The organism is Leptolyngbya sp. PCC 6406 (genome assembly GCF_000332095.2).
In the GTDB taxonomy this organism is placed as follows: Bacteria; Cyanobacteriota; Cyanobacteriia; order Phormidesmidales; family Phormidesmidaceae; genus PCC-6406.
This window is the reverse complement of record NZ_KI913949.1, coordinates 3,990,770-4,006,401: the sequence shown is the minus strand read 5'-3', so window position 1 is coordinate 4,006,401 and position 15,632 is coordinate 3,990,770. Positions and strand designations below refer to the sequence as shown.

Genomic DNA, 15,632 nt, shown 5'->3' with positions numbered 1-15,632 from the left:
AGGGGCATCAACGTAAGCCGAGACAATATTGGCTCCAAAGAATTCAGGAGTCAGAATCCAGGAGAGTACTGACTCCTGACTCCTGACTCCTCCCCAAGAGATGTGTCCCGCTTTGAGTTGATACCCGAAATTCTCTCAGGACTGGACCCGGCGACGTTTGGGCCGTTGGAACCACATCACCATCCCCGTTACCACCATCACCAAGAGTCCCAGTCCATTCAGATAGGGATAGATAGATTGCAGATTCAAGGGGCCAAAATGCCCCCGATGAAACTCCAGGAGCCAGAGAAAATCCCCGCTACGCCCCGCCGCGATCGCGGTTTGGAACAAGATCCCCGTCAATAAGGTGATCAGCAGCGGCACCACCATCATGGGAGCCAAGGCCCGATGGAGTTGCCGCAATCGTAATTTCCAAGACCCCATGATTTCTCCTCCCAGCACTATCTCCCAAGGCCACCCAAAATGTAGCTCTACCCTAATCCACAAGTAATGGGGATAGGGGATATCTAGAACCCTCCAGTTTGCAGGAGAGTTTTGCTACAGTGGATGGGAGAAAATTGTAGAAATCTGTACCATGCCCGTCATCTCAGCCGACCTCCTGCGCATTGGTGAAGTCAGTGCCCGAGTAGATCTGCCCGTGAAAACCATCCGCTACTACGAAGATCGGGGGCTGATTCAGGCCAGCCGCCGATCTTCAGGGGGATTTCGCCTCTTTGACGACACTGTGCTGACCCGGTTGCGGTTTATCCGGCGCGCCCAGGCCCTCGGCCTCAGTCTCCAAGATATCCAAGAGATTCTTGCGATCGCAGATCACGGCGATCGGCCCTGTCAAGACGTGCGCCACAAGTTCCAAGCCAAAGTATCAGCCATCGACGAGCGCATCATCCAGCTTCAGCAGCTTCGAGGGCAAATTGTGGACTTGATGGCCGCAGCAGATCAGACAGAAACCCTAGAGGCCGAAATATGCCCGATCATCGAACATGCCGCTACTGCCCCCAATGGGATGGCCTAGAACCGCAATCCTATTGACCCTGGCGAAGATATTGCACCGTAGCCGAATCGGGCACAAAGCGCACCAGTTCTAGCAACTGATCAAGCTCAGGATTGTTGCTTTCCATCCCCTGGATTAGTCCCTCCAGGGTCAGCACCTCGACCCCAATCACATCCCGCAGTTCAGGGTTCGATTCAAACAAGGGGGTAATGCTTGCCTGAAGGTCCGCTAGAGAGAAATACACCGGCAACACACCATCGGCGGTCAGTAGATACTGGCCATTCTCAAGGCTGACCGCCGTGAACAGAGGTACCCCATTAAATTCCTGCCCTTCCGCGATCGCACTAGCCGCCGCTAGAGACTCAGACGTCGGCACATAAAAGAGTGCCTGCCCGTTAGACAGTTGGGTACTGGCTTCTTGATACAGCGCCCCTAGGGACAGAATTGCCACTTGGCCTGTTTCAGCAATAGCTGCATTTTCAGCCTCAGCCTGCGCCAGAAACGCTTCCGCAGAAGGACCACTAATAAAAACGATAGGAACACTCACCTCCTGGCTGTTCCCAGAGTCCACACTAGCCGTCAGCGATCGCCCCTCAGCGTCCACGATCATAAACACCGGCACTGTGGAGAGCTTCTCAACAATCTCCTCATCACTCAGCGCCAAAACTGCTTGAGGGTTGACAGTTGCGGCCCCCAAAAATGTCCCACCTATCAAACCCAATGCGGTCAGTTGTTTCAAAAAGCCCTTCATACGTCTCCCTAGCCCCATAGAGGGGATAACTTGCTTCAATGGGTACCTTTGACGGTCGGGGGGGATCAGAGTTCCACCAAGCCGCGCCCCACCTTACGGCAAAGAAGCTAGCCTGCCACCGGACTCCCGTCCAAAACCATCCACTTCCTAGCCTAAGGTCAGCACGCACAAGTATCGGGATGACAGGATTTGAACCTGCGACATCCTGCTCCCAAAGCAGGCGCGCTACCAAGCTGCGCTACATCCCGTAAAGGCACTGTTACCTTTGTCAGTTAATAATATAGCTTGGTTTTGGGCCACCGCCTACCATAACCACCCCCCCTAAAATCCTGCACCTATCCATGAACATCAAAATCTGGCCCCTTGCCAGCCTCCCCGGCCTATCTGCCGAACATCAACGTCAACTCCAGTCCGCAGGGCTGCACACAACAGCAGACCTCCTACAGCAAGCGCGATCGCCCCAAACCACCCAGACCCTCGCCACCACCCTCGGCCTTCCCCTGCGCTATCCCCGCAAGTGGGCGGCCCTAGCCAACCTGGCCCGCCTCCCCAGCGTCGGTTGCCAACATTGTGGGCTGCTGCTTCATAGCGGCGTCCAATCCATTGAGCAACTAGCAGTGAGCACCCCTGGCCGACTCCACAGTCAGATCAAGCGACTGCATACCGCTCAACTTCAGCGGTCCGATCTATGCCCACCCCCAGCCCAAGTAGTGCAGTGGGTGCAGGAAGCCCAGCAGTTCCTTCGCAGCGCTTCTCCACATCCACATCCGCACCGCTAGTCAGGGTACCAAAACATCCCCTTAATACCCTCGGGATCGGGCATGAACCCGAGAGTGCGGTAGAAATCCACCACATGGGGATCGGCAAAGAGGGTGACATTGCTAATGTCCTCACTCCGCAACTTTTTGATCAGTTGCTTCATCAATGTCTTGCCCAAACCCTTACCCTGATAGTCCGGATGTACCACCACGTCCCAAATGGTGGCATTGAAGGCATGGTCAGAAGTGGCCCGAGAAAAGCCAATCAAACGCTTGCGGCTGCCCCGTTGCTCCCACATGGACACCACCAGAAAACTATGTTGAATCGCCTTGCGGACCTTGCGAATGGGGCGTCTGGCCCAGCCCACCGCGTCACAGAGCTCTTCCAACTCGTAGAGATCAATCTCGCGATCGGTGCTAAAAAAGATACGCCCGCCGCGATCGTCTCCCGTGGGAACTTCTGCCAGGACGCCCCCCGACTGAGGCAATTGGGTCGAGGGCACCGTATCGGCCCCTGTGAATAGACTTTTCCAGAAACCCATACAGGCTTGGATGATGATGATAGATGATGAATGAACGGGAACTAGTCTACTAGACTAATATATCTGCTCAAAGCCCCTAGAGCGTGTGGACAATGAACAAGAAAATCCTTGCGGGGTAGGCATAACTACGCCCGCCCTACTGAACAAGCTAGGGGCTGTAACCGCCCCATCACCAGGGGCCTGGCTTTGATTGTTCACAGCCCCTAGTATCCCGACCTCATATCCCCAACCAAACCCATCCTCAGCAACTAACCCTAAAACAATCAGTCCCCGCTGGCCTTCTTCGTCCTCGCTTAGGGCAGACTACGTCCAGGGTCAACAATAACAGCAGCAACAAGATTCCTCCATAGAGGAATCCTTGCCGGAAATCCCCTGAAATCTATGGTTAATGTCCTGAGGTGGCTGCCCCACTTCCATAGAGCTCCCCAAATCAGTTCCTCCTGACGTCACCCCTCCTCTTTCTATGGCTGCTGGCTTAAAGTCATCCACGATAGAGTTGCTTAAGCGGTTCAACCGAGGCTTCCCCCAATTTTACGAGCAATTTGTTAGCAGTGAAATTCAGCTTCAGAACCTGCGGCTTGCCTATCAACTCTACAAATCTCGTAAGGCAGTCATTGAACTGAAGCCGGAAGGCAATCGCAGTGCGCTGCATTTCGCCTATCGAAATCAATCTTTTTTGCTGAGTGATATTTTCGGAGTGCTGGCAGCCTATGGCCTCACCATCCACAACCTCAGCCTCTACGGCCAGATCTACCCCCCCATGTTGGTGTTTATCAAACTAGTGGTGTCACGGGGAGGAAAGGCATTGCCCCCGAAAACAGCGGACAATGTTCGCCGCGCTATCCGAGAAGCCCTAGCGGGGCGCTTTGAAGTGGAGGAGATGCTCACAGTTGAGTTCAATCTGGACGCAGGGTTGGAGCAGGTGGAAACGGAGTTCTATGTAGATCCAGTCTTCCATCTGCCCGCCCTACTGATTGAGGCCGATAACCAGCCGGGACTCTTCTACAAAGTCATGTACGCGATCTGGCAGGAGGATCTACTTGTGGTCAATGCCAATCTGCTGGTTTGGCGGGGCCGCACGCGGCTAATCCTCTATCTTCTAGGGCCAAATGAAAGCTTAATTCCTGAATATCTGGGGCAAAAAATTGCCGAGGGAGTCCGCTATCGCCTCCTTGGCAGCGGGTTTTAAGAACATCCCTGAGCGTTAGGATTAGAGGATGCCGTACCTTCAGATTCAGACTACTCCCCATTTCTACGACCTGACTCCGGCTATCCCTGGTGCCGCCACACTGGTCTTTATCCACGGTTGGGTGTTGAGTCACCGATATTGGACTCCAATCACCAATACGTTAGCTTCCCACTACCGTTGTCTGACCTACGATCTGCGGGGGTTTGGCGCTTCCAACCACATTCCGCCGTCAGTCGACTCTGGCAATGGAGTTACACCGGACTATGGTCTATCGGCCTATGCCCGCGATCTGGAAACCCTCTTGCAAAAGCTAAACCTGGGGCCTGTCTGGTTAGTAGGCCATTCCCTAGGGGGGAGCATCGCCCTCTGGGCTGCCCATCTATGGCCCGATCGTGTTCAAGGCGTCATCTGTGTCAATGCGGGTGGGGGAATTTACCTGCCGGAGGAATTTCAGCGGTTTCGTAGGGCTGGAACCCAAATTGTACGTTGGCGCTCCTCTTGGCTGTCCCGGATACCGCTGCTTGATCTAGGGTTTGCCCGCATGATGGTGGCCCAGCCCCTCTCTCGTCAGTGGGGGCGTCAGCGGCTACTGGATTTGCTCGCAGCTCACCCGGAGGCGGCCCTGGGGGCTCTCTTGGCCTCCACGACAGAAGCAGAGGTTCACCGCTTGCCCCAAGTGGTGGCCAGCCTCCGACAGCCCACCTATTTTGTGGCGGGGGGAGCCGATCCGGTCATGGAGGAGCGCTATGTTCGCCACTTAGCCAGTTTCCATACCCTCTTTCATCAAGAAGCGGGAAATGTCTCCGTATTGCCCCACTGCGGCCACATGGCGATGCTCGAACAGCCCTCAGCTCTAGCCCAGCAGATTCGGCAGTATGTTGAAGCGGTGGCGAGAATGGATACCGCCGCAAAACCTATTGACAGTCATCGGGCAACAACTGCTATATTACAAAAGCCCATGAATGGGGTGTAGCCAAGTGGTAAGGCAGCGGGTTTTGGTCCCGCCATTCCTAGGTTCGAATCCTAGCACCCCAGTATTTTCTCGGACAATTAAAGACTTCCCTGAGCCTTTTCCTTAGGATCATAGGCTTGGTGCTTGCTATCAGGGAAGCATTAGGATCCAGGCAGTTAACATAACGATAGCGCCAACAAAACAAAGCAAAACTGTAAAATCATTGACACTTTACGAAAAGGCTCGGTACCATAAGAGCTTGTGACAACACAGATTTATTCACCCCAATAGACCCTTGACGACCCAATGCCCACTATCCAACAGCTAGTCCGGACTGAGCGCCAAAAAATTGTAGACAAGACCAAATCCCCCGCTCTCAAGAGCTGTCCGCAGCGGCGTGGGGTCTGCATCCGTGTCTACACGACTACCCCCAAAAAGCCGAACTCCGCTCTCCGTAAAGTGGCGCGGGTCCGTCTCACATCTGGCTTTGAGGTGACGGCGTACATCCCCGGTATTGGGCATAACCTGCAAGAGCACTCCGTTGTCATGATTCGTGGCGGTCGGGTTAAGGATCTTCCCGGTGTGCGCTACCACATTATTCGCGGTACTCTCGATACCGCTGGGGTCAAGGACCGCAAACAGGGCCGCTCTAAATACGGTGCTAAGCGCCCGAAGGCATAGGAGCCTGCCTCGGATCAAGGGCTTGCCCATTGATCTGTTATCAGTCTTTCTGGGGTTTGGATTCCGTCGGAATCGTTTGATCCCAATTTGCATACCAGTTCATCTGGCCAGTTCATCTGGCTTCTATCCATACACTATCCATCGATATCGCTAGAGGGTTTCCATGTCTCGCCGCAATACCGCACAAAAGCGTCCGGTCCCCCCTGACTCTGTCTACAACAGCCGCCTCGTCAGTATGATGGTGCGCCGCCTGATGTTAGATGGCAAAAAGTCTGTGGCCACGCGCATCGTCTACGACGCCTTCAAGGTGATCGAAGAGCGTACCAGCGGCGATCCCCTAGATCTGTTTGAACAAGCCGTTCGTAATGTCACCCCTTTGGTAGAGGTCAAAGCTCGTCGAGTAGGTGGCGCAACTTACCAAGTGCCGATGGAAGTGCGTCAAGAACGGGGCACAGCCCTAGCCCTACGCTGGCTGACCCAATATTCCCGCAGTCGGGGTGGCAAAACCATGGCTATGAAGTTAGCTAATGAACTCATGGACGCCGCCAACGACACCGGCAGTGCTGTGCGAAAACGGGAAGAAACCCATCGGATGGCGGAAGCCAACAAAGCCTTTGCCCACTACCGTTACTAATCGGTAGCAATTGGCTAAAAAGGGGTTGCCCTCACCATCTATCCCTCGGGGGTGCTATTCCTAACATGGCTTGTATTTGGAGCATTTAGGAACTGGAATTGTTTCCTGGGGGAATTCCCCCCAGGAACTTAAGAGTCATTCCCTGTAATGACGGCAAATAAACCAGACTGAACCGGGAAATTTGTCGCCTCCCGGTACAACTGTTTAGAATTTATGGGTGCCTAAGCTAGAGTCTCTGGCTGTACGAAGGAGGTCATTGTGCCCCGCACTACCCCGCTGGAAAGCGTTAGAAATATTGGTATCGCTGCCCACATTGATGCGGGCAAAACCACCACTACTGAACGGATTTTATTCTATTCCGGCGTGGTCCATAAAATTGGTGAGGTGCACGAAGGTACCGCTGTTACTGATTGGATGGATCAGGAGCGTGAGCGTGGTATCACCATCACCGCAGCGGCGATTACGACCCACTGGCGCAATCATCAAGTCAATATTATTGATACTCCTGGCCACGTGGATTTCACCATTGAAGTAGAGCGCTCCATGCGGGTGCTGGATGGGGTAATCGCGGTGTTTTGTTCTGTGGGTGGCGTGCAGCCCCAATCGGAAACTGTTTGGCGACAAGCGGACCGTTACCACGTCCCCCGTATCGCTTTCGTCAACAAGATGGATCGCACCGGAGCTAACTTCTTCAAAGTGTATGAGCAGGTGCGTGATCGTCTCCGCGCTAACGCCGTACCTATTCAAATTCCCATCGGTGCAGAAGATCAGTTTCGGGGTGTTGTAGATCTGGTCCGCATGCGGGCTCGTATCTACAACGACGATCTCGGCCAAGACTTTTCCGATACGGAAATTCCTGAAGATGTCAGAGCCGCCGCCGATGAATATCACATCAAACTGGTTGAAGCAGCGGCGGAAACCGATGATGTTTTGATGGGGAAATATCTGGAAGGAGAAGACCTGAGTGAAGCCGAAATCGTCGGTGCTCTTCGCAAAGGCGTGGTAACCGGGACAATCGTCCCCATGCTCTGTGGTTCTGCCTTCAAGAACAAAGGCGTCCAGCTTTTGCTAGATGCGGTTGTTGATTACCTCCCTTCACCCCTAGAGGTTCCTGCCATCAAAGGAATTCTCCCTGGTGGCAGCGAAGCTGAGCGTCATGCCAATGATGATGCTCCCTTGGCTGCCTTAGCCTTCAAAATTATGGCGGATCCCTATGGTCGCCTTACCTTTGTCCGGGTGTACTCCGGCGTGTTGCAAAAGGGCAGCTACGTCTACAACGCGACAAAGGACAAAAAGGAGCGAATTTCTCGCCTGATTGTGCTCAAAGCAGATGATCGCATTGAGGTGGATGAGTTACGAGCAGGAGATTTGGGAGCGGCCTTGGGTCTCAAGGAGACCTTTACCGGAGACACTATCTGCGATCCCGATCACGCTATTGTGCTGGAATCTCTCTTTGTTCCAGAACCTGTGATCTCGGTGGCCGTAGAGCCCAAGACGAAGCAGGATATGGAGAAGCTGTCCAAGGCTCTCCAGTCCCTCTCCGAAGAAGACCCCACCTTCCGCGTTAGCATCGATCCTGAAACTAACCAGACCGTGATTGCTGGAATGGGGGAACTCCACCTCGATATCCTGATTGATCGGATGCTGCGAGAGTTTCGGGTCGAGGCCAATATTGGTGCACCCCAGGTTGCTTACCGGGAAACCATCCGCAAACCTAGTCAGGTGGAGGGGCGGTTTGTGCGCCAAAGTGGAGGTAAGGGCCAATATGGCCACGTGGTGATCCAAGTCGAACCGGGTAAACCGGGTAGCGGTTTTGAATTCATCTCTAAGATCGTGGGCGGAGTCATCCCTCGGGAGTACATCCAGCCAGCGGGGCAGGGCATGAAAGAGGCTTGCGAATCTGGTATCCTAGCTGGGTATCCCTTGATCGACGTTAAGGTCACCTTGGTAGACGGCTCCTACCATGATGTGGATTCTTCTGAAATGGCTTTCAAGATCGCCGGATCTATGGCCATGAAAGAAGGGGTAATGAAAGCTTCCCCAGTCCTACTCGAACCGATGATGAAGGTCGAGGTCGAAGTTCCCGAAGATTTCTTGGGGGACGTTATGGGTGACCTTAACTCACGTCGCGGGCATATTGAGGGCATGGGGTCAGACGATGGCATCGCCAAGGTGACAGCTAAAGTCCCCTTGGCTGAGATGTTTGGCTATGCCACCGATATCCGCTCTAAGACGCAAGGTCGGGGCATTTTCTCGATGGAGTTTAGTCAATATTCTGAGGTACCTCGGAATGTGGCTGAAGCCATCATCGCTAGAAACAGTGGGAACGCATAGGTTTAGTTAGGGACACGTAACGTAAATGGCACGAGAGAAGTTCGAACGGAAAAAACCTCACGTCAACATCGGTACCATCGGTCACGTTGACCATGGGAAGACGACGTTGACGGCTGCAATTACCATGACCCTGGCGGTGACCGGGGGAGCTAAGGCGCGTAAGTATGAGGATATCGACGCTGCGCCGGAAGAAAAGGCTCGTGGTATTACGATCAATACAGCCCACGTGGAGTACGAGACTGAACATCGTCACTACGCCCACGTAGACTGTCCTGGACACGCAGATTATGTGAAAAACATGATCACTGGGGCGGCCCAGATGGATGGGGCCATTCTAGTGGTGTCTGCGGCGGATGGTCCCATGCCCCAAACACGGGAGCACATTCTGCTAGCAAAGCAGGTGGGGGTTCCCAGCATTGTGGTCTTCCTCAACAAGCAAGACCAAGTTGATGATGAAGAGCTCCTGGAACTGGTGGAACTGGAAGTCCGTGAACTGCTGGATTCCTATGAATTTCCTGGAGATGATATTCCCATCGTGACCGGTTCTGCCCTGAAGGCAGTGGAAGCCCTGACGGCTAACACTAAGCTGGCCAAGGGAGACGATGAGTGGGTAGACAAGATTCTGTCGTTGATGGATGAGGTGGATGCTTACATCCCCACCCCTGAACGGGATGTGGATAAGCCTTTCTTGATGGCGGTGGAAGACGTGTTCTCTATTACGGGTCGGGGCACGGTGGCCACGGGCCGAATTGAGCGGGGCACGGTCAAGGTGGGTGAAACTGTCGAGATCGTCGGTATTCGTGACACCCGTAGCGTCACGGTCACGGGCGTTGAGATGTTCCAAAAGACCTTGGATCAAGGTCAGGCGGGAGATAACGTTGGTGTGCTGATGCGGGGTATCCAAAAGGATGACATTGAGCGTGGCATGGTGCTAGCTAAGCCCAAGTCCATTACGCCCCACACTAAGTTCCAGGCTGAGGTGTATATCCTCAAGAAGGAAGAAGGCGGTCGTCATACGCCGTTCTTCAGTGGTTACAAGCCCCAGTTCTATGTGCGAACCACCGATGTGACCGGCACCATTGCCAGCTTCACCGCTGATGATGGCACCGATGCGGAAATGGTGATGCCTGGAGACCGTATCAAGATGAATGTGGAACTCATCAACCCCGTGGCTATTGAGCAGGGAATGCGTTTTGCTATCCGTGAAGGCGGACGTACCGTCGGCGCGGGTGTGGTTGCCAAGATTACTGAGTAACCTCACGGCAATATTGGCAAGGGGAAGGGGCATCTCAATGGGAGCGCCTTCCCCTTTCTGATCTCAGCCTCGACTTTTTGAGTCCAGGATCTCGACCCAGAACCTCGAAAATTCAATCCCACAGGACATCCTAATGGCTACTATTCAGCAACAGAAGATTCGTATTCGCCTAAAAGCCTTTGACCGGGGCCTACTTGACACTTCTTGCGAAAAGATCGTAGATACGGCTAATCGGACGAACGCCACGGCCATTGGTCCGATTCCCTTACCCACGAAGCGTAGGATTTATTGTGTACTGCGGTCTCCCCACGTCAATAAGGATTCTCGGGAGCACTTTGAGACCCGGACCCATCGCCGCATTATCGATATTTACCAACCCTCTTCTAAGACTATTGACGCCCTCATGAAGCTGGATTTACCTGCTGGGGTAGATATTGAGGTGAAGCTGTAGGGGAGAGAAGAACGGGAAACGGTAGAGCCACTACCAGGGATAGCACCCATGCTATCCCTGGTAGTGGCTCTGAGGTCTGCGGGGAATCCCCATTGGTACGGTATCGGCGGTATCCCTAGGGCCAATGGGATAGAATGTTAAGAGAAATGTAGGAACGCTAGATGCCTGGGATCTCACTAATGTTGGGAAAATCAGGGTTCTGAGCGTGTTCGCAACCACCGGAGATAATGGCGTCCTCATCCTCATTGGCCGTTCGAGAGCTGCCTCTCTTTCCCTTGCCTGAGTTGGTTTTGTTTCCGGGAGCCCATCTGCCGCTCCATATTTTTGAGTTTCGCTATCGCATCATGATGAATACGGTGCTTCAGGGTGATCGTCGCTTTGGAGTTCTGATGACGGATCCGGAGACGGGTCAGCCTGCTCGGATTGGCTGCTGTGCGGAAATTCTCCACTGTCAGCGACTCCCAGATGATCGCATGAAGATGTTGACTTTGGGCCAGCAACGGTTCCGGGTCTTGGACTATGTTCGGGAGAAGCCCTACCGGGTGGGCCTGGTGGAGTGGATTGAGGATCAGCCTACGGAACAGGATTTGGAAAATCTTGTTGTTGAGGTGGATCAGCTGCTGCGGGATGTAGTTCGCCTTTCTGCTAAGCTCACGAGCCGTAAGGTGGAGTTACCTAGCAATATTCCTGACTTGCCTTTGGAACTCTCGTACTGGATTGCTAGCAATCTCTACGATGCCGCTGATGAGCAGCAGGCTCTATTGGAGATTCAAGATACGGGTAGCCGCCTAGAACGAGAGGCGGAAATCCTCACAACGACCCGGAATCATTTGGCCGCTCGTACTGCTCTCAAGGATGTGCTGGAGTAGACCCGATGGCGTTTACTTCTCCACCACTCCTCTCCTCTGAATTCTGGGAGTCCCGCTACCAGGAGGGGGCCACTCGCTGGGATTTAGGTCAGCCGTCTCCGGCTTTTGTCGAGTGGCTAGATCAGCAAAACCACAGGATGGGGCGGGTGTTGGTGTTGGGCTGTGGCCGGGGGCATGATGCTCTATTGTTTGCCCAGGCAGGGTTTGATGTGCTGGGAGTAGATTATGCTCCATCTGCGATCGCGGCTGCCACCGCAGTGGCCCAAGCCCGAAACCTAAATGCGGAATTTCGTCAGCGGGATATCTTTACGTTGCTGCCGGAGTACACAGCCCAGTTTGACTATGTGGTGGAGCATACTTGCTTTTGCGCCATCGATCCGACTCTGCGAGATCGCTATGTCACCTTGGTCCAGGGCTTGCTGAAACCGGGGGGCTATTTGCTGGGGGTCTTTTTCACCCATGATCGTCCTGGTGGACCGCCCTACGGGACAACTCCAGTGGAACTACGCCAGCGGTTTACAGGCCCTTTTGCCATCGTGACCCTTAACCCCGTCACCAGTTCTGTCCCCACCCGCCAAGGGGAGGAGTATCTGGGGTTGTTTCAGAACCAGGGGATATCCTCTAGGAGCTGATGCCACAGCAGAATAACGCCATCCTGAAAGGGGCGTAACTCTGAAGGAAATCCAAGGGATTGGGTGCGATCGCGATTTCACCCCTTAGATAGAGAGGAACTGGATTGGCAGAAGCTCCAGTCGTTGTGCTGGCAGCCCTTGTGTAGTCCAGATTGCCCATCTCAGACAGGACGATTTTCAACCATGGCAACCCTCAAGGTCGGTATTAACGGATTTGGTCGCATTGGTCGCCTGGTATTTCGGGCCGCGATCGCAAACCCCAACATCGAATTTGTCGGTATCAATGACCTCGTACCCCCCACCAACCTAGCCTACCTGCTCAAGTACGACTCCACCCATGGCCGCTATCGGGGTACCGTAGAAGCCACCGATGAGGGCATTGTGGTAGACGGTAAATTCATTCCCTGTATGGCGGTACGCAACCCGGCTGAACTGCCCTGGGGAGACTTGGGAGCTGACTACGTGGTGGAGGCCACTGGGCTGTTTACCGGCCATGACGGAGCCAAGCAGCATATAGACGCCGGGGCCAAACGGGTGGTGATTTCTGCCCCCACCAAGGATCCCGATCGGGTGGCCACGTTGTTAGTGGGGGTTAACCATGAAACCTTTGCACCAGACAAAGATGTCATCGTTTCCAATGCCAGTTGTACCACCAACTGCCTTGCCCCTATTGCCAAGGTAATCCACGACAACTTTGGGCTATTGGAGGGGCTGATGACCACTGTCCACGCCAGTACCGCCACCCAACCCACCGTGGATGGCCCCAGCAAAAAGGACATGCGCGGGGGCCGGGGGGCGGGACAAAATATTATCCCGGCTTCCACCGGAGCCGCCAAGGCGGTAACCCTAGTGTTACCAGAACTTAAGGGTCGTCTCACGGGCATGGCCCTCCGGGTGCCAACACCGGATGTCTCCGTAGTAGATCTCACCTTCCGCACCGAGCGCCCCACCAGCTACGCCGCCATCTGTGAAGCGATGAAAACCGCTGCTCAAGGCCCAATGGCAGGCATTCTGGGCTACACCGACGAGGCTGTCGTTTCTACTGACTTCACCACCGACCCTAGTTCCAGTACCTTTGACGCTGGGGCAGGTATGGAACTGAACGATCGTTTCTTTAAGGTGGTCGCCTGGTACGACAACGAATGGGCCTATTCCTGTCGGGTGATGGATCTGATGCTGTACATGGCCCAAATCGACGGCATTCTCAGTGGGGTAGAGATTCCTTCCCTACCTACGGTGTAATACCAAATCTGGATAGACTATAGCGGTTCTCACTCGGGTTAAGTACAGGCAAGGGGCTTAAGCCCCTTGTTCGCCGAAGTGTACAGGCAAGGGGCTTAAGCCCCTTGTTCTAGGACCACAAAAAAGGCTCGCCCCTAGAGGCGAGCCCGACAACTATCCCGGTTTTTAAAGGCCGTTAGCGCTTCGCTGGGAAGCGCGATTAGGGCGCTAGATTTGGGATACCAGCTCTTCTTTTTCCGGCACTGTTGTGTATTCAGAAACAATCTGGCGAAACTCGTCGCCGTCGATGGTTTCCTTTTCGATCAGCAGATCTACTAGGCGATCAATTACTACCCGGTTGTCGATCATAATTTGGCGGGCCTCGCTGTAACAGCGGTCCACAATCAAGCGCACTTGGCCATCAATGCGGGAGGCAATTTGCTCGGAATATTCCGAGCGGTTGAGCCAGTCGCGCCCCAGGAAAACTTCGCCCTGAGAGTCCTCTAGGGACAGGGGTCCGAGATCGGACATGCCGAAGCGCGTCACCATCTGACGGGCCATAGCAGTCACCTGCTGGAGGTCATTACCAGCTCCCGTTGTCACCTCCGAGTCACCAAAAATGACATCCTCGGCGGCGCGACCGCCAAGTGCCCCTTTGATACGGGCCAGAATTTGGGCGCGGGAGATCAGGCTCTGCTCTTCGCTGGGGGTGAACCAAGTCAGCCCTTGGGCTTGGCCTCGGGGAATGAGCGTCACTTTCTGAACAGGATCGTGAGCTTTGACTAGGGTACCAATGATGGCGTGGCCAACCTCATGGTAGGCAATCAGACGCTTACTCTTGCTGTCCACCAGGGGCGTGCCTTCCATACCAGCTACGACCCGATCAACGGCGGCGTCTACCTCCGCCATGGTGATAGCGTCCTTGCGGCGACGGGCGGTGAGAATGGCGGCTTCGTTCAACAGGTTGGCGAGGTCCGCCCCGGTAAAACCAGGGGTCCGCCGTGCAATCGCTTCCAAGGAAATCTCGTCCGCTAGCTTTTTGTTGCGGGCGTGGACATTGAGAATTTCTAGGCGACCCTTAACGTCGGGGGGATCTACCATGATCTGCCGGTCAAAGCGGCCTGGACGCAGCAGGGCGGAATCCAAGACATCTGCTCGGTTGGTAGCGGCGATAATGATGATGCCGGTGTTGCCCTCGAAACCGTCCATCTCGGTGAGGAGCTGGTTCAGGGTTTGTTCCCGCTCGTCATTGCCACCACCGATGCCTGCGCCCCGCTGGCGACCCACAGCATCAATCTCATCGATAAAGATGATGCAGGGAGCGTTTTCCTTGGCTTTCTTGAACAGATCACGGACGCGGGAGGCCCCGACCCCGACGAACATTTCCACAAATTCAGACCCTGAGATGCTGAAGAAAGGTACTCCAGCTTCCCCAGAGATGGCCTTGGCCAGTAGGGTTTTTCCCGTTCCTGGAGGCCCCACCAATAGCACCCCCTTGGGGATCCGGGCACCGACAGCGGTAAAGCGCTCTGGCTTTTTCAGGAAGGTTACGACCTCTTGCAGTTCTTCCTTAGCTTCTTCAATGCCAGCAACGTCATCAAACATGACCCCGGTTTTAGCTTCCATCATGAAACGGGCTTTGGACTTGCCAAAGTTCATGGCTTGACCGGGACCACCGGGGACGTTGCTAGAACGGCGAAAGAGAAAGAACAAGCCACCAATCAAAAGAAAGGGAAATAACAGGTTGCCTAGGATTCCCCAGAGCGCTCCATCATTACGAATAGGGTGCGAGTCGAGACTGACATCCGCCGCCTTGAGTCGGGTAATCAACTCTGGAGTGTTGCCGGGGAGGTCTACCCGCCAGCGCTGAAGCCGATTGTCGATCTGGGGATCCGCTGCCTCTACGATCGCAGTCCGGCCTCCATCGTAGAGATCTACTGCGGTGACACGCCCCGCATCCAGATAGTCAAGGAAGCGACCGTAGGTCATGCGGGTGCTGGCGGTGTTGCGCCCCGTATCGGCGGCGTTGCTGGAAAAGGCTCCTTGCCAAAAGAAGAAGCCAATGAGCAAGATTGGTAGTGCCCACAGGAGGACAACTCTCCAGGAAAGTTTCATAACCGGGTGACCTCTAACGTGTCATTAAACATTAAGTCTGACATCCCTCCAGCCTGTTGGCGGGGCCGCAGCGGACTAAGCCGGGGACGGTTTCTTAAAACGCACAGGGGTGGGAAATGGCCTAGGGCTGGGAAAGCCTTGTGCCTAGGCAGTTCCTCTCTATGAGGATGTCTCTTAACTAAATTTAACGTAATTCCCAGGGTCTGATCAAATCAAACTGGGGAAGCAACGCTAGAAACCGGGACAATTTTTCCATA

The 15,632-nt window shown here is 54.4% G+C and carries 16 protein-coding genes and 2 tRNA genes; 13 read left to right on the top strand and 5 right to left on the bottom strand.

The genetic code is table 11. The features are described from left to right. Positions 1 to 135: 135 nt before the first annotated feature. Positions 136 to 423: a hypothetical protein gene (locus LEP6406_RS0217765; protein WP_008317777.1), complete on the bottom strand. Its 288-nt coding sequence runs from the start codon at positions 421 to 423 to the stop codon at positions 136 to 138. Positions 424 to 574: 151 nt separating this feature from the next. Here LEP6406_RS0217765 and LEP6406_RS0217760 point away from each other — a divergent pair, with 151 nt between their 5' ends. Next, positions 575 to 1,012, top strand: coding sequence for a heavy metal-responsive transcriptional regulator (locus LEP6406_RS0217760; RefSeq protein ID WP_008317775.1), 438 nt, complete (start codon positions 575 to 577; stop codon positions 1,010 to 1,012). 10 nt (positions 1,013 to 1,022) lie between these two features. Here LEP6406_RS0217760 and LEP6406_RS0217755 read toward each other — a convergent pair whose 3' ends face one another. Further along, the gene (locus tag LEP6406_RS0217755) at positions 1,023 to 1,742 is read right to left on the bottom strand and encodes a Tic22 family protein (RefSeq protein WP_008317772.1); all 720 of its coding nucleotides are present in this window, start codon (positions 1,740 to 1,742) and stop codon (positions 1,023 to 1,025) included. Positions 1,743 to 1,916: 174 nt separating this feature from the next. Further along, positions 1,917 to 1,990, bottom strand: a tRNA-Pro gene (locus LEP6406_RS0217750). 93 nt (positions 1,991 to 2,083) lie between these two features. On the opposite strand from LEP6406_RS0217750, the gene LEP6406_RS0217745 reads away from it, so the two are divergent. Further along, a complete protein-coding gene (locus LEP6406_RS0217745; RefSeq protein ID WP_008317771.1) occupies positions 2,084 to 2,521 on the top strand; it encodes a DUF4332 domain-containing protein in 438 nt (145 codons plus the stop codon). Here LEP6406_RS0217745 and LEP6406_RS0217740 read toward each other — a convergent pair. Next, complete coding sequence (locus LEP6406_RS0217740) at positions 2,518 to 3,042, bottom strand: GNAT family N-acetyltransferase (RefSeq protein WP_008317769.1); 525 nt, start codon at positions 3,040 to 3,042, stop codon at positions 2,518 to 2,520. The two genes, LEP6406_RS0217745 and LEP6406_RS0217740, sit on opposite strands and share 4 nt — an antisense overlap. A 463-nt stretch (positions 3,043 to 3,505) precedes the next feature. Between LEP6406_RS0217740 and LEP6406_RS0217735 the strand changes: the two genes are divergently transcribed. The 11 genes from LEP6406_RS0217735 (at position 3,506) to gap (ending at position 13,281) form a co-directional block, all read left to right on the top strand. Continuing rightward, positions 3,506 to 4,231, top strand: a complete 726-nt coding sequence (locus LEP6406_RS0217735) for an ACT domain-containing protein (RefSeq protein WP_008317766.1) — start codon at positions 3,506 to 3,508, stop codon at positions 4,229 to 4,231. Between the two features lie 28 nt (positions 4,232 to 4,259). Next, a complete protein-coding gene (locus LEP6406_RS30490) occupies positions 4,260 to 5,204 on the top strand; it encodes an alpha/beta fold hydrolase (protein WP_008317764.1) in 945 nt (314 codons plus the stop codon). Then, positions 5,195 to 5,266 (top strand) — tRNA-Gln (locus tag LEP6406_RS0217725). The genes LEP6406_RS30490 and LEP6406_RS0217725 overlap by 10 nt, the downstream gene beginning before the upstream one ends. A 223-nt stretch (positions 5,267 to 5,489) precedes the next feature. Continuing rightward, positions 5,490 to 5,864 carry a 30S ribosomal protein S12 gene (gene rpsL, locus LEP6406_RS0217720; protein ID WP_008317763.1) on the top strand — a complete coding sequence of 125 codons (375 nt, stop codon included), beginning with the start codon at positions 5,490 to 5,492 and terminating at the stop codon, positions 5,862 to 5,864. Between the two features lie 163 nt (positions 5,865 to 6,027). Further along, positions 6,028 to 6,498 carry a 30S ribosomal protein S7 gene (gene rpsG / locus LEP6406_RS0217715; RefSeq protein ID WP_008317761.1) on the top strand — a complete coding sequence of 157 codons (471 nt, stop codon included), beginning with the start codon at positions 6,028 to 6,030 and terminating at the stop codon, positions 6,496 to 6,498. Positions 6,499 to 6,756: 258 nt separating this feature from the next. Next, positions 6,757 to 8,832: an elongation factor G gene (gene fusA / locus LEP6406_RS0217710; protein ID WP_008317760.1), complete on the top strand. Its 2,076-nt coding sequence runs from the start codon at positions 6,757 to 6,759 to the stop codon at positions 8,830 to 8,832. Positions 8,833 to 8,857: 25 nt separating this feature from the next. Then, positions 8,858 to 10,087 carry an elongation factor Tu gene (gene tuf / locus LEP6406_RS0217705; protein WP_008317757.1) on the top strand — a complete coding sequence of 410 codons (1,230 nt, stop codon included), beginning with the start codon at positions 8,858 to 8,860 and terminating at the stop codon, positions 10,085 to 10,087. A 142-nt stretch (positions 10,088 to 10,229) separates the two neighbouring features. Continuing rightward, positions 10,230 to 10,538 (top strand): 30S ribosomal protein S10, encoded by a 309-nt coding sequence (gene rpsJ / locus LEP6406_RS0217700; RefSeq protein WP_263971260.1) that lies wholly within the window; start codon positions 10,230 to 10,232, stop codon positions 10,536 to 10,538. A gap of 227 nt (positions 10,539 to 10,765) precedes the next feature. Then, entirely contained in the window at positions 10,766 to 11,407 is a 642-nt protein-coding gene (locus tag LEP6406_RS0217695) for an LON peptidase substrate-binding domain-containing protein (protein WP_008317751.1), read from the top strand. Between the two features lie 5 nt (positions 11,408 to 11,412). Then, the gene (locus tag LEP6406_RS0217690; RefSeq protein ID WP_008317749.1) at positions 11,413 to 12,039 is read left to right on the top strand and encodes a methyltransferase domain-containing protein; all 627 of its coding nucleotides are present in this window, start codon (positions 11,413 to 11,415) and stop codon (positions 12,037 to 12,039) included. Between the two features lie 183 nt (positions 12,040 to 12,222). Next, the gene (gap, locus tag LEP6406_RS0217685; protein ID WP_008317747.1) at positions 12,223 to 13,281 is read left to right on the top strand and encodes a type I glyceraldehyde-3-phosphate dehydrogenase; all 1,059 of its coding nucleotides are present in this window, start codon (positions 12,223 to 12,225) and stop codon (positions 13,279 to 13,281) included. 207 nt (positions 13,282 to 13,488) lie between these two features. On the opposite strand, the gene ftsH2 is transcribed toward gap, so the two are convergent. Next, positions 13,489 to 15,375 carry an ATP-dependent zinc metalloprotease FtsH2 gene (gene ftsH2 / locus LEP6406_RS0217680; protein ID WP_008317744.1) on the bottom strand — a complete coding sequence of 629 codons (1,887 nt, stop codon included), beginning with the start codon at positions 15,373 to 15,375 and terminating at the stop codon, positions 13,489 to 13,491. Positions 15,376 to 15,632 lie beyond the last annotated feature (257 nt).

Excerpts from the sequence above, each read along its gene's own strand:
- ftsH2 (WP_008317744.1), bottom strand. The coding sequence starts at position 15,375 with ATGAAACTTTCCTGGAGAGTTGTCCTCCTGTGGGCACTACCAATCTTG.
- LEP6406_RS30490 (WP_008317764.1), top strand. The coding sequence starts at position 4,260 with ATGCCGTACCTTCAGATTCAGACTACTCCCCATTTCTACGACCTGACT.
- LEP6406_RS0217740 (WP_008317769.1), bottom strand. The coding sequence starts at position 3,042 with ATGGGTTTCTGGAAAAGTCTATTCACAGGGGCCGATACGGTGCCCTCG.
- LEP6406_RS0217745 (WP_008317771.1), top strand. The coding sequence starts at position 2,084 with ATGAACATCAAAATCTGGCCCCTTGCCAGCCTCCCCGGCCTATCTGCC.
- LEP6406_RS0217690 (WP_008317749.1), top strand. The coding sequence starts at position 11,413 with ATGGCGTTTACTTCTCCACCACTCCTCTCCTCTGAATTCTGGGAGTCC.
- LEP6406_RS0217695 (WP_008317751.1), top strand. The coding sequence starts at position 10,766 with ATGGCGTCCTCATCCTCATTGGCCGTTCGAGAGCTGCCTCTCTTTCCC.
- gap (WP_008317747.1), top strand. The coding sequence starts at position 12,223 with ATGGCAACCCTCAAGGTCGGTATTAACGGATTTGGTCGCATTGGTCGC.
- LEP6406_RS0217755 (WP_008317772.1), bottom strand. The coding sequence starts at position 1,742 with ATGAAGGGCTTTTTGAAACAACTGACCGCATTGGGTTTGATAGGTGGG.
- rpsG (WP_008317761.1), top strand. The coding sequence starts at position 6,028 with ATGTCTCGCCGCAATACCGCACAAAAGCGTCCGGTCCCCCCTGACTCT.
- tuf (WP_008317757.1), top strand. The coding sequence starts at position 8,858 with ATGGCACGAGAGAAGTTCGAACGGAAAAAACCTCACGTCAACATCGGT.
- rpsL (WP_008317763.1), top strand. The coding sequence starts at position 5,490 with ATGCCCACTATCCAACAGCTAGTCCGGACTGAGCGCCAAAAAATTGTA.
- LEP6406_RS0217765 (WP_008317777.1), bottom strand. The coding sequence starts at position 423 with ATGGGGTCTTGGAAATTACGATTGCGGCAACTCCATCGGGCCTTGGCT.
- LEP6406_RS0217760 (WP_008317775.1), top strand. The coding sequence starts at position 575 with ATGCCCGTCATCTCAGCCGACCTCCTGCGCATTGGTGAAGTCAGTGCC.
- LEP6406_RS0217735 (WP_008317766.1), top strand. The coding sequence starts at position 3,506 with ATGGCTGCTGGCTTAAAGTCATCCACGATAGAGTTGCTTAAGCGGTTC.